Genomic DNA, 11,895 nt, shown 5'->3' with positions numbered 1-11,895 from the left:
AGCGGCCATGACCACCACTGCGTTTCCCGTCCGTCCCGCCACGGCCGAGCGCTTCGACGACGTCGCCGCGATCCTCGGTCCGCGCAACCCCGACTCGGCGGTCTGCTGGTGCCTCAGCTACCGCCTCCCGTCGAAGGAGAACCGCGCGCTCGCCCCGCGGGAGCGGGCCGAGCGGGTCCGGCAGCTGTGCGCCCGGCCGGTCCCGCCCGGGGTGCTCGCCTACGACGGCGACCTCGTCGTCGGCTGGTGCGGCGTGGGCCCGCGGGCGGAGCTGCACGCCTTCACCCACGGCCGGACGATCCCCCACGTCGACGACCTGCCCGTGTGGAGCATCTGGTGCTTCCGGGTGCGCGCCGGCCACCGGCGCCGCGGCATCGCCCAGGCCCTGCTCGAGGGGGCCGTCGAGCACGCCCGGGGCCACGGCGCCCCGGCCGTCGAGGGCTACCCCGTGGACAACCGCGGGAGCCGGGTGGACACGACCATGGCCTTCGTCGGCACCCGGGCGATGTTCGAGCGGGCCGGGTTCGCCAAGGCCGCCGACACCTCCTCGGTGCTCAACGGCTTCCCGCGGGTGCTGATGCGCCGGGCCCTCGGGTGAGCGCTCCCGCTGCGGCGTCCGGGGCGTGTGCTTCAGTGGTGCCATGAACGCGATGAGCCGGGACCGGCTGTGGGCCGCCGTCCACACCGAGCGGGCCCGCCTGGCCGAGGACCTTTTCGGCCTCGACGAGGCCCGGTGGGCGGTGCCGAGCCTGTGCGGGCGCTGGTCCGTGGAAGACGTGCTCGCCCACCTCACGGCGGTCGCGAGCATCGGGCGTCTCCGCTGGATGCGCAGCGTGCTCGGGGCCCGTCTGGACTTCGACCGGCACAACCAGCGCCGGCTCGAGGAGCACCGGGGCGCCTCCCCCGCGGAGACTCTCGAGCGGTTCCGTGCCGTGCTGCTCGAGAGCACGGGCCCGTCGGGGCACACCGCGGCCTGGCTCGGGGAGGTCGTCGTCCACGCCCAGGACATCCGCCGCCCGCTCGGGCTGGAGCGGACGCCGGGGGTCGGCGCGGCCACCGAGGTGGCGCGGTTCTTCGCCCGCCGGGACTTCGCCGTGCCCAGCCGCAGCACGGTGGCGGGCCTGCGGCTCGAGGCGACCGACGGCCCGTTCGCCACCGGGGACGGCCCGCTCGTGCGCGGCACGACGACGGCGCTGGTCATGGCGATGGCCGGCCGGCGCGCGTACTGCGCGGACCTGACCGGTGAGGGCGCCGCTGTGCTGGCTGCCCGCTGCCCCGCCGGCTGACGGGCGTCAGTGGACGAGCTTGAGCCCGACCACCCCGCCGACGATCATCGTCAGGAACAGGATCTTCAGCGCCGAGACCGCCTCCTCGCCGGTGGTCATCGCGACGACCACGGTGAGCACGGCACCGATGCCCACCCACACGGCGTAGGCGGTGCCGACCGGCAGCTCGCGCATCGCCCAGGCCAGCCCGGCCATGCTGGCGGCGAGGGCGGCGAAGAAGACGACGGACGGGACCGGCTTGGTGAACCCCTCCGACCGGCCCAGCGCGGTGGCCCACACCGCTTCGAGCACGCCGGAGAGCACGAGGACGAACCAGGACATGACGGGACCTCCACGGGCCGTCTTGTCGCACACCGGGTACGGCACCCCTCGTCCGGGAGCCCTGCGTGGCGCGGGCTCTCCCCGAAGTTCTCACACCGGGCGCGGGGCGGCAACGTCGGCTCCGTCACCGCCCCGGCCGCACGCCGTACTCGGGGCAGTCCTTAGCTGCCCGGAGCAGGTGCTCCGCGGCCGGTGGTCCACCGACATCGGTCCGCGGTCCGCGGTCCGCGGTCCGCGGGCAGGAAGAAACGCCCCCGTCCGGCGGGACGAGGGCGTTTCCCTCACACCGGCGGAGGTGTGAGTTCTGCGGTGCACGGGGCGCGGCGAGGGATGCTGGCCCCGGTGTCCGCGGCAGCGACGTGAGCCGGTGCCGCCATGAAGCTACCAGAGAGTACTCGTGTGCCGCGTCTCGACTGATCATTGAACAGTCATCAGTCCGGCAGCGCCGGCGGCTCCGTCGTCGTCGGGGTGCGCACCGCTCAGGCGACCGTGGTGCCGAACAGCAGGCCCAGGGCGTAGGTGGCCCTTCGTCGGGCGGTGACCGGAACGGCCGAGAGGTGCTGCTGTCCCCGCATCCGCGTCTTGCGATGGCAAACCCCTGCCCCGTAGGAAGGTGAGGACGGCCGGCGTGGGCTCGGCGGCCGGGAACGGGGGTCGCCATGAGCACCGGACCATGGTGGTCCACGGGGGCCGTGGCCGCGGGGGCGGTGCTGCTCCTCGTCCCGCCGTGGCTCCTCCTCCGGGCGGACCTGCCGTGGTGGGCGGCCGCGGGCTGGCCGGTGGTCGTGGCTGCGGCCTGCTCCGCGTTCGCCCGGTGGGCCCGCCGGGCGCCGCGCCACGAGCGCGTCGTGCTCGAGGACGAGTGGACCTCCGGGCTGCCGCCCGCCCAGGCCCTGGACCGGCTCGCCGAGCACTTCGCGGCCGAGCGGGCCGGCGTGCGCCGGGAGCACCGGTGCGTGGTCGTCACGGTCGGCTCGGACCTGCGCTTCCGTCTCACCGGCGCCGCCCCGGCCCGGGCCCGGCGGACCCTGCCCGCCGAGCTGACCGTCACCGCCACGGACACCGGGTCGGGCTCGGTCTTGCGCGCCCGGTGCCGCGACGACCTGGGGTGGTACGCGCGCATGCCCGCCTGGGTCCCGCGGCGGGCGGCCGAGCGCACCGCGCACCTCGTCGACGCGGCCCGCGTCCTGACCGGGGCCGCCTCCGACCGCGTGGACCGCCCCTGAGCCGGAGGACCCGAGCCCGCCGCCCGGACCGGTCAGGAGCCGGTCAGCCGGGCCGCCCCCGGGCCGGTCAGGGTCCGGACGGCGGGCCGTAGACGGGCCGGTGAGCTGCCCCGCGCGCACCGGTGAGCTCGCCCGCGGACCGGGCGCACCGCGCACGCCGGGCGCCCCGAGACCGCGGAGGAAGCCGAGCCGGACGGTCCTCGCGTCGTCGACGACGGGCTCCGGGCCGCCGCGGACATCCCTTGACCGGCAACCAACACGTTGCCTATTCTGCGGTCGTGGACATCCTCTTCCAGGCTCTCGCGCACCCGGCCCGGCGGATCCTGCTGGAGGAGCTGGCCGCGCGCAACGACCAGTCCCTCTTCGAGCTCACCGTGCGCCTGATCGAGAACCACGGGCTGGCCATGACCCGTCAGGCCGTGACCAAGCACCTGGCCGTGCTGCGCGAGGCCGGGCTGGTCACCGCCACGACCGCCGGGCGCACCACCGTCCACCACCTCGATCCCACCCCTCTGGCCGCGGCCCGCGCGTGGCTGGACACCCTTCCGTCCCCGTCCGGGGCGGCCGACCCGAAGGACCCGTCATGATCATCACCACCACCAGCGTCTTCGTCGACGACCAGGCCCAGGCCCTGGAGTTCTACACGACCGTGCTCGGCTTCCGGCTGAAGACCGACGTCCCCGCCGGGGGCGCGCGGTGGCTGACCGTGGTCTCGCCCGAGGCCCCCGACGGGGTCGAGCTGCTGCTGGAGCCCTCCGTCCACCCGGCCGTGACCCCGTTCAAGGAGGCGCTGGTCGCCGACGGCATCCCGTGGAACAGCTTCGGGGTCCAGGACGTGCAGGCCGAGTACGAGCGGCTCAGCGCGCTGGGCGTGCGCTTCGTGCAGCCGCCGACCCGGATGGGCCCGGTCGTCACGGCCGTGCTCGACGACACCTGCGGCAACCTCATTCAGATCGCGAGCGTCCCGGAGGCCTGAGCGGCGCACCGCGCTCAGGCGGCGGCGCCGAACCAGCGGCCCAGGCTCTCCGTCAGCCCCTGCCGGTCGGCCCCGGCCCACGCGGCGTGCCCGTCGGGGCGCAGCAGCACGGCCGGGACCTCCGGGCCCACCGGCGTGGCCCAGGGCCCGACGACGTGGTCCACCCGGTCCGCCCACCCCGCCGGGGACAGCCGGCCGGTGGCGTCCAGGAGCAGGCCGCGCCCGGTGTGCATCCGCTCGTAGAGCCGCCCCCGGGCGAGCGGGAGGTCGCGCAGGCGGCGGCCCACCAGCGGGTGGCCGCCGCCGAGGTCGTAGCGGATGCCGATCCCGGTGATCTTCCCGACCAGGTGCCGGTTGACGTCCTCGAACCCCAGGAGCTCGTCCACCAGGCGTCGCACGGCCTGCGGGCCGGGCTCGGGCGAGAGCAGCTCCGTCAGGGCCCGGGTGGTGCTCAGGACGTCGACGGCCACGGGGTGGCGCTCGGCGTGGTAGCTCTCCAGCAGGCGCTCCGGGGCCCGGCCGGCGACCGCGGCGGCCAGCTTCCAGCCCAGGTTGAACGCGTCCTGGATCCCCAGGTTCAGCCCCTGCCCGCCCACCGGCGGGTGGACGTGGGCCGCGTCCCCGGCCAGCAGCACCCGCCCGCTGCGGTAGCGCTCGGCCTGCCGGGTGGCGTCCCCGAAGCGGGAGAGCCACCGCGGGGAGTGCACGCCGAGGTCGGTGCCGGCGACGGCCCGCAGCCGCCGGCGGAACTCCTCGAGCGTCGGCGGCCCGGCGCCCTCCCCCGCCACGCCGTCGGCGGGGACGACCCCGCGCCAGAGTCCGCCGCCGAGGGGCCCGAGGCCGAAGCGCCGCTCCGTCGCCCGCACCCGTGCGACCACGGCGGCGATCTCCTCCGGGGCGGCGGTGGCCGCCGTCTCCCCGACCAGGAACTCCGTGCGCGCCGGCTCGCCGGGGAAGCCCACCCCCAGCAGCCGGCGCACGGTGCTGCGCCCGCCGTCGCAGCCCACCAGCCAGCGGCACTCCTCGTGCGTGCCGTCGGCGAGCCGGATCACCACCCCGTCGTCGTCCTGGTCGAGGCCCACGACCTCCGCGCCGCGGCGGACCCGCGCGCCGAGCCCGGCGGCGTGCTCGGCCAGCAGCCGGTCGGTCACGGGCTGCGGGATCCCCAGGACCCAGGGGTGGGCCGTGTCCAGGTCCTCGGGCGCGGGGCGGTCGATGCCGGCGACCAGTCCCCGGAGCGGGTACCGGGTGCCCTCGGCGAGGAAGCGCGGGAGCAGCCCGCGCTGGTCCAGCACCTCGATGCTGCGCACGTGCAGGCCCAGGGCGCGCACGAACCCCGGCGGGTGCAGGCGCTTCTCGGCCACGAGCACGTCCACTCCGTGCAACCGCAGCTCCGCCGCCAGCATCATCCCGGTCGGCCCGCCGCCGGCCACGACCACGTCGGTCATCGCGTCCTCCGCTCCTCGCCCGGCCCCGCCGGGGCCGGGCCCTCCGGCCGCCCGTGCGGACCGCCGCCCCGGCAGTGTGCGCCCCGGCCGGGGGCTTGCGGCAAGACCGGGGTCCGGGCGCATCCTGGAGGTGACGGGAGCGCACGCGCGCAGACCGATGAGCGGTGAGGACCCGGACCGCCCGCGGGGTTCCCGGGCTCAGCCGCCGGCGCCCTGCGGCGACGGGACGGTGCCCGCCCGCTCGGCGTGGCGGCGCTCCCAGGCCACGATCGCGCCGGTCGCCTCGAGCAGCTCGTCGGCCATCTGCTCGAGGACGGCGTCCGGCTGGCGGTACGGGTCGATCACGTCGTTGCGCTCGGCCTGGCGCACCGGCACGCGCTGGCGCAGCCGCGGGGCCTGCTTGCGCAGCCACGCCCACCGCTCCGCGCGGTCGGCCGGCACGGCGGCGTCCAGCTCCGGGTCCGCGGCCACGTACTGGAGGACCCGCGCGAACTCCCGCAGCGGGAACGTGCGCTTGAGCAGCCGCGGGGACAGCTGCAGCACCGGCTGCAGGTGCTCCCGGGCCATGACGAGCACGAGGTCCACGTCAGTCAGCATCTGCGCGGTGAGCTGCCGGGCCCGGTGGGTGTCGGCGTCGAGGCCGCGCTCGCGGGCGAGGGCGCCGACCCGGTGCTCGAAGGCGTCGTCGACGAGGGCGTGCAGCCCCGCGCTGGTGACCTCGAACCCGCCCGGGGACACGGCGTCGAGCCCGTGCTGCAGCTCGACCGCGGCCAGGGGCGAACGGCAGACGTTGCCGGTGCAGACCGTCAGGATGCGCGTGGGGGGCAAGGGTCCTCCTGGGGAGCGGGGATGGCTGCTTCCCAGCCTACTGGGGTGCGGAGGACGGCCTCAGTGCTGCGCGGCGCCCCCCTGCGCGCCGTCCTCCCGCTCCTGTGCGTCCTCCTGCGCCACGACGGTCGAGTACATCCGCCACACGGCGAGCGCGCCCAGAGCGGGGGTGACGAGCAGCATGAGGACCGGAGCGGTGAAGTGGCCGACGAGCCACGAGACCAGCCCGACGAGGGCGCCCAGCACCAGCCCGTCGACGGCGAGCGAGACGTCGACCGGCTGTCCGCTCTCGTCCACGAACTGCGCGCGCATGCTCCGACGGTAGAAGGATCCGCGCAACGACGGAACCGTCCGCCCGGCGTGGGGCGCCGTTGTGGACGGTAGCGGGGACAGGGCGGCGCCGCCGGGCGGCCTTCCCGGCGGGGCGGGAGCGGCCGAGGTCGGCGGGCGCCGCCGGCGCCGCCGAGGCGGTTCAGCGGTGCGGGTCGGCGGCCGCGGTGTCCTCCGGGTCCACGGCCGCGCTCATCTCGTGCAGGAAGGCGACGACGGTCGCGGCCTGCTCGGGGCTCAGCCGCGCGGCGGCGGCGTGCATGCGCTCGTGCATCCGACCGAGCGTGGCCCGGATCTCGCAGTCGGCCTCGTGCGTGGCGACGATGACCAGCGAGCGCCGGTCGGTGGGGTGGGGACGGCGGGCGACGTGGCCGCTGCGGGCGAGGCGGTCCAGCAGCGCGGTGGTCGAGGCCGAGGAGATGCCGAGCTTCGTGGCGAGCATGCGGGGGGTGAGTGGCTCCCCGGCGCGATCGGCCTCCATGAGGTGGCGCAGGGCCTGGACGTCCTTCTCCCCCATGCCCATCGACTCCCGGGTGCGCCGGCGCACGGCCTGCTCCGCGGTGCGGTAGCGGCGCAGGGCCTCGAGCACCTCGACGGCGCCGGGACGGTCGGTGCCGTACCAGTATCCGGAGGGACGGGGAAGGGTGGTGGCCATGGAACGAACTCTAGACGAACTGACGATTCGATGCACTGATTGTTAGACAAGCTACACACTTTGTGCTTGGGTGGGGAGCACCGGTTGCCGCCGCGGCGACCGAGGAGAACGACCGGAAGGTGCATCATGACCGTGCTCGACGACGCCCCAGCGACCCCCACCCCGACCCTCGAGATCGGCGCGGTGGAGCTGCCCCCGGCGCCGCAGTGGCCGGCGCCGCCGGTCGCATCCGGGCAGGGCACGGAGGCGACCGGCGGGAGCACACTTCCCCAGGGGCCGGTCCACTGCGGTCGCCCCATGGCGGTGCGCCGCCTGGACCCGCTGGTGCCCGACAGCCGCGCCAACCGGGCGGTGCTCGAGGCCGCCCTGGCGGAGGAGCGGGTCCACGCCTGCGCGTGCGGCTACCTGCTGACCCTCCCCGCCGCCCCCGGGCCGACCGAGCCCCTGTGCGCCCCGCACGAGCGGGCGGTCTTCACGGAGCTCCTCCTGCAGCGCGTGCACGCCGCCGCCGGGGTCGTCGAGTCCGTGCTGTGGGCGTGCGACCAGCTGAGCCCGCAGGAGGGTGGTGCGGACGACCCGTCCGAGCAGTGGCTGCTCGAGGCCGACCGCGAGTCCGCGGCCTGGGCGGCGGACACCGCCGAGCTCGACCTCGAGGCGGCGGTGCGCCTGGCCGCCGAGCACGGCGTGCCGGCCGAGCGCCTGGCCGAGGCCGCCGGGCGGGAGGCGCTCCGGGCCGCGTAGCGCACCCGGCCCGCGCACCGGACCGCCCGGACCGGCGGGACCGCGGTCCTACGCGACGCGGGTCCTCGTGCAGACCGTGCCCAGCCAGGCCCCGAGCGCGCCACCGAGCCCGTTGGCCACGACGTCGCGCAGGTCCGGCACCCGGGAGTCCAGCAGGAGGAACTGGGCGAACTCGATCCCGCCGCTGAGCCCGAGGCCCAGCGCGGCCCACACCCACCAGGCACCGCTGCGCACGAGCAGCACGGGCACCAGGACCAGGGGCACGAAGGCCGCCCCGTTGGCGAGCGACTCGAAGAGCTCCAGCGAGACCCACCCCGGCATCCCGAGCTCCTGGAGCAGCGCCCACACCCGCACCTGCAGCCCGCCGACCCGCGGCCCGTCGAGGCCCAGGAAGAGCACGGCCGAGGCGACGAGGTACACGGCGTAGAGCACGAGCACCGCGTGCGGCGGGCGCGGGCGGCGGGCGCCGTCGTCGTCGGGGTGGGGAAACGCGTTCACGCACCGAGCGTAGACGGCACCGAGAGACGTTCTCCCAGGTCAGCGCGGGATTCCCATGCGCGCTCATGCGAGGTCGATGCAATGGGGACCCGCGGGCCGCGTCGGCGGGCGGGGCGAGAGCCGACGGGCGGGAACCGCGTCCCCGGAGCCGCCCACGGCACCGCTCCCCAAGTGGGGACAGCATCGGCGCACGTAACAAAACAATAAATGTGCTGGATCCCGGTCGGACGTGCCGTGATCCCGCGCCGCGGATTTCCGCAGGTCACGGCCAGGTCACGACCGACCCGTCCCGGCGGGCGCGCTCTACGCGCCCGTAATATGCGATGGCATGCGTTTGTTGATGCAAACGCACATTTATAGTTGCCGTGGCTCCCAAGGAACTTCCCCCCATTCCCCCCATGGCCTGCACGAGTCGTCCTATCTGATCCCATTGAGTTAGGCGTCCCACGTGAAAGCACCCCCCCACCTGGCGCTGCCCGCTGCCCTGACGGCAGTCGTGCTGGCCATCAGCTCCCTCGCACCCGCCGCGGCCACGGACGGGGCCGCCGGCGCTGAACCCGTCACCCTCTCCGAGGACCGCCGCGGCGGCCTGGTCTCCAAGGTCGTGGACTCCGGCGGGCAGATCGTCACCACCACCGAGGACGCCGCCACCGGCGAGGCGGTCCTCCCCGACCCGGCCACCGCCGGGACCCGGCCCACCGGCGACGGCCTCGACGGCGGCGCCGTGATGGGCCAGTGGGCCAAGAGCCCCGAGCACTTCGAGCGCCTGGCCGAGGCCTCCGCCCGCACCGCCGCCGAGCTCGACGACGAGCCCCGGACCGGCGAACGGACCATCCCCGACGACGACGCCACAGGCGCCGCCGGCACCGCCGCCGAGGAGGCGGGGGCCGCCGAGAGCGCGGATCCCGCCGCCGCGGCGGAGGAGCCCGTGGCCGCGGTCTCCTCGCTGGCCACCGCCGCGTCGGCCCCGGCGGGGATCAAGGGCACCGACGTCTCGAACTGGCAGCCGACCGTGAACTGGTCGAGCCTGTGGAACCAGGGCTCGCGCTTCGCCTACGTGAAGACCTCCGAGGGCGACAGCATCACCAACCGCATCTTCGGCGAGCAGTACGCCGGCGCGGGCCGGGTGGGCATGTACCGGGGCGGCTACCACTTCGCCATCCCCACCCGGGACTCCTCGGGGGCGAAGCAGGCCGACTACTTCGTGAACAACGGCGGCGGCTGGTCCGCCGACGGCAAGACCCTGCCCGGGCTGCTCGACATCGAGAACAACCCGTACCCCTCGCTCTACGGCAACCAGTGCTACGGCTTCTCCCCCGCCGAGATGGTGGGCTGGATCCGCGACTTCTCCGACCGGTACAAGGCCCGCACCGGGCGGCTGCCGGCGATCTACACGAACTACTACTTCTGGCGCGACTGCACCGGCAACTCCACCGCGTTCAACGACCACCCGCTGCACATCGCCTCCTACGGCGCCGCGCCGCAGAACCCGGGCGGCTGGACCACGTGGGACATCTGGCAGTACACCGACGCCGGCTTCGCCGAGCGGATCGACGCCAACGTCTACCGCGGCACCGCGGCCCAGCTGGGCGACCTCGCCCGCAACCGCTACCACAAGCCCCTCGGCGGCAGGGCCCCGGCCGGCGCCACGACCGTGAGCCCCTCCGGCTACACGGTCAAGGGCGGGATCGGCTCGAAGTACCGCGCCCTCGGCGGCGCGTCCGTCTTCGGCGCCCCGGTGATGAACGAGCGCGGCGGGCTGGTGGGCGGCGGCGTCTACCAGCGCTTCGCGAAGAACTCCACCTTCTACTGGTCCGCCCCGACCGGGGCGTGGCCGGTGAACTTCAACGGCGCCATCGGGCGCAAGTTCGCCGCCCACCGCCACGAGAACGGCCTCGGCTACCCGTCCTCCCAGGAGCGCGGCGGGCTGGTCGGCGGCGGCGCCTACCAGGTGTTCCGCAGCGGCGCGAACGTGCACAAGATCCTGTGGAGCCCCGGCACGGGCGCCTACCCCGTCAAGGAGAACAGCGGCATCGGCTCGGCCTGGAAGCGCGCCGGCTTCGAGCGCGGCCTGGGCTACCCCACCACCGACGAGCGCGGCGGGCTGGTCGACGGCGGCGCGTACCAGATGTTCCGCAGCGGCAACAGCATCCACAAGGTGCTCTGGAGCGCCCGCAGCGGCGCCCACCCCGTGAAGGAGAACAGCGCGATCGGCGCCGAGTGGCGCGCGGCCGGCCACGAGCGCGGCTACGGCTACCCCGTCACCGGTGAGTACCGGTACGGGACCGAGGTCCGCCAGCAGTTCTCGAAGAACTTCACCGTCCACTACTCCACGACCACCAAGAGGATCTGGGTGACCCGATGAAGCACCGCAAGCACGTGACCCGCACCCCCGGACGCCTCGCCCTCACCGCGGCGGCCCTGACCCTGGCCCTGCCCTCCACCGCGCTGCTGACCGCCGCCCCGGCGGCCGCCGCGGCGAAGGACATCGTCTCGGTGACCACGAACACCCGCACCACCGACGCCCAGCGGCTGCTGGAGCTGATCAACGCCCACCGCAAGGCCAAGGGCCTGTCCCCGGTGAAGTACTCCTCGACCGTCTCGGGCATCGCCCAGGGCCAGTCCGACCGGCTGACCCGCGACGAGGTCATCGACCACACCGACACGTTCCTCAAGGATCCCCGTGCCGGGTCCTGGAACGCCGCCGGCGAGATCCACTCCGTCTCCTGGCGGGGCACGGTCGACGAGCTGATGAGCTGGTGGAAGGGCTCCACCGCCCACAACAAGGTCCTCACCGACCCGCGCATGGAGGTCATCGGCATCGGGCTGACCTACGTCGACGGCCAGCTCTCCGGCAACAAGCAGGGCTGGAAGCTCGTGGGCACCGTGACCTCCTACGGCTACGCCGCGGGCCAGGCCCCCGCCGACACCCGCACCACCGTGAGCAACCCGCCGGGCTCGACGCTCTCACCCTCCCCGGCGCCCACGCCCGAGCCCGGGGCGGCCACCGGCTACGACGTCCGCGGCGGGATCGGCACCAAGTACCGGGCCCTGGGCGGCGCAGCGGTCTTCGGCACCCCCACCATGAACGAGCGCGGCGGGCTGGTGGGCGGGGGCGTCTACCAGCAGTTCTCCCGCGGGGCGACCTTCTACTGGTCCGCCCCGACCGGGGCCTGGCCCGTGCAGTTCACCGGGGCCATCGGCCAGCGCTTCGCCGCCGCCGGCCACGAGTACGGCTACGGCTACCCCACCACCGACGAGCGCCGGATCGCCGGCGGCGCCTACCAGGTCTTCCGCAGCGGTGCGAACGTGCACAAGGTGCTGTGGAGCCCCGGCAACGGCGCCCGGACGGTCAAGGAGAACAGCGCCATCGGCCAGAAGTGGAAGGCTGCCGGCTACGAGCGCGGCTACGGCTTCCCCGTCACCGACGAGTACCGGTGGGGCACCGAGGTGCAGCAGCGGTTCTCCAACGGCCACACCGTGCACTGGTCCTCCGTCACGAAGCGGGTGTGGGTCACCCGCTGACCACTCCCCCGCCCGGGACAGCCCCCGGCCGCTCCGTGCGGCCGGGGGCTGTCCCGTTCCC

At 74.9% G+C, this 11,895-nt stretch carries 14 protein-coding genes and 1 riboswitch; of the genes, 8 read left to right on the top strand and 6 right to left on the bottom strand.

The genetic code is table 11. The annotated features are described in order from the left end of the window. The first annotated feature begins 7 nt into the window (after positions 1-7). Together LQU92_RS06665 and LQU92_RS06660 are read left to right on the top strand one after the other, a co-directional pair. Entirely contained in the window at positions 8-598 is a 591-nt protein-coding gene (locus LQU92_RS06665; protein WP_230779156.1) for a GNAT family N-acetyltransferase, read from the top strand. A gap of 43 nt (positions 599-641) precedes the next feature. Then, positions 642-1,286: a maleylpyruvate isomerase family mycothiol-dependent enzyme gene (locus tag LQU92_RS06660; RefSeq protein ID WP_230779154.1), complete on the top strand. Its 645-nt coding sequence runs from the start codon at positions 642-644 to the stop codon at positions 1,284-1,286. Positions 1,287-1,292: 6 nt separating this feature from the next. Here LQU92_RS06660 and LQU92_RS06655 read toward each other — a convergent pair whose 3' ends face one another. Beyond that, a complete protein-coding gene (locus tag LQU92_RS06655) occupies positions 1,293-1,607 on the bottom strand; it encodes a multidrug efflux SMR transporter (RefSeq protein ID WP_101852762.1) in 315 nt (104 codons plus the stop codon). A gap of 11 nt (positions 1,608-1,618) precedes the next feature. After that, a riboswitch (guanidine-III (ykkC-III) riboswitch) is annotated at positions 1,619-1,688 on the bottom strand. Between the two features lie 578 nt (positions 1,689-2,266). Here LQU92_RS06655 and LQU92_RS06650 point away from each other — a divergent pair. The 3 genes from LQU92_RS06650 to LQU92_RS06640 all read left to right on the top strand — a co-directional run bounded on the left by LQU92_RS06650 (position 2,267) and on the right by LQU92_RS06640 (position 3,809). Beyond that, positions 2,267-2,833: a hypothetical protein gene (locus tag LQU92_RS06650; protein ID WP_230779152.1), complete on the top strand. Its 567-nt coding sequence runs from the start codon at positions 2,267-2,269 to the stop codon at positions 2,831-2,833. Positions 2,834-3,111: 278 nt separating this feature from the next. Continuing rightward, positions 3,112-3,420: a helix-turn-helix transcriptional regulator gene (locus tag LQU92_RS06645; protein WP_101852765.1), complete on the top strand. Its 309-nt coding sequence runs from the start codon at positions 3,112-3,114 to the stop codon at positions 3,418-3,420. After that, the gene (locus LQU92_RS06640; RefSeq protein WP_230779149.1) at positions 3,417-3,809 is read left to right on the top strand and encodes a VOC family protein; all 393 of its coding nucleotides are present in this window, start codon (positions 3,417-3,419) and stop codon (positions 3,807-3,809) included. Before LQU92_RS06645 ends, LQU92_RS06640 begins: the two co-directional genes overlap by 4 nt. A gap of 14 nt (positions 3,810-3,823) precedes the next feature. On the opposite strand, the gene LQU92_RS06635 is transcribed toward LQU92_RS06640, so the two are convergent. From LQU92_RS06635 to LQU92_RS06620, 4 genes are all read right to left on the bottom strand, one after another. Further along, positions 3,824-5,257 (bottom strand): FAD-dependent monooxygenase, encoded by a 1,434-nt coding sequence (locus LQU92_RS06635; RefSeq protein ID WP_230779146.1) that lies wholly within the window; start codon positions 5,255-5,257, stop codon positions 3,824-3,826. 198 nt (positions 5,258-5,455) lie between these two features. Further along, positions 5,456-6,085, bottom strand: coding sequence for a low molecular weight phosphatase family protein (locus tag LQU92_RS06630; protein WP_230779143.1), 630 nt, complete (start codon positions 6,083-6,085; stop codon positions 5,456-5,458). A 60-nt stretch (positions 6,086-6,145) separates the two neighbouring features. After that, on the bottom strand, positions 6,146-6,397 hold the full coding sequence (locus tag LQU92_RS06625) for a hypothetical protein (protein WP_230779141.1): 252 nt from the start codon (positions 6,395-6,397) through the stop codon (positions 6,146-6,148). Between the two features lie 160 nt (positions 6,398-6,557). Next, the gene (locus LQU92_RS06620; protein ID WP_230779138.1) at positions 6,558-7,070 is read right to left on the bottom strand and encodes a MarR family winged helix-turn-helix transcriptional regulator; all 513 of its coding nucleotides are present in this window, start codon (positions 7,068-7,070) and stop codon (positions 6,558-6,560) included. A 126-nt stretch (positions 7,071-7,196) separates the two neighbouring features. On the opposite strand from LQU92_RS06620, the gene LQU92_RS06615 reads away from it, so the two are divergent. Continuing rightward, entirely contained in the window at positions 7,197-7,811 is a 615-nt protein-coding gene (locus LQU92_RS06615; RefSeq protein WP_230779135.1) for a hypothetical protein, read from the top strand. Between the two features lie 48 nt (positions 7,812-7,859). On the opposite strand, the gene LQU92_RS15250 is transcribed toward LQU92_RS06615, so the two are convergent. Continuing rightward, positions 7,860-8,309: a VanZ family protein gene (locus LQU92_RS15250; RefSeq protein WP_230779132.1), complete on the bottom strand. Its 450-nt coding sequence runs from the start codon at positions 8,307-8,309 to the stop codon at positions 7,860-7,862. Between the two features lie 448 nt (positions 8,310-8,757). Here LQU92_RS15250 and LQU92_RS06605 point away from each other — a divergent pair, with 448 nt between their 5' ends. Together LQU92_RS06605 and LQU92_RS06600 are read left to right on the top strand one after the other, a co-directional pair. Next, entirely contained in the window at positions 8,758-10,674 is a 1,917-nt protein-coding gene (locus LQU92_RS06605; RefSeq protein ID WP_308071593.1) for a GH25 family lysozyme, read from the top strand. Next, positions 10,671-11,834: a CAP domain-containing protein gene (locus LQU92_RS06600; RefSeq protein WP_101852773.1), complete on the top strand. Its 1,164-nt coding sequence runs from the start codon at positions 10,671-10,673 to the stop codon at positions 11,832-11,834. The genes LQU92_RS06605 and LQU92_RS06600 overlap by 4 nt, the downstream gene beginning before the upstream one ends. Positions 11,835-11,895 lie beyond the last annotated feature (61 nt).

Origin of the sequence: Kocuria sp. LUK (assembly GCF_021012935.1) — a bacterium.
GTDB classification, from domain to species: Bacteria; Actinomycetota; Actinomycetes; order Actinomycetales; family Micrococcaceae; genus Kocuria; species Kocuria flava.
This window is presented reverse-complemented; position numbering and strand designations above follow the sequence as displayed.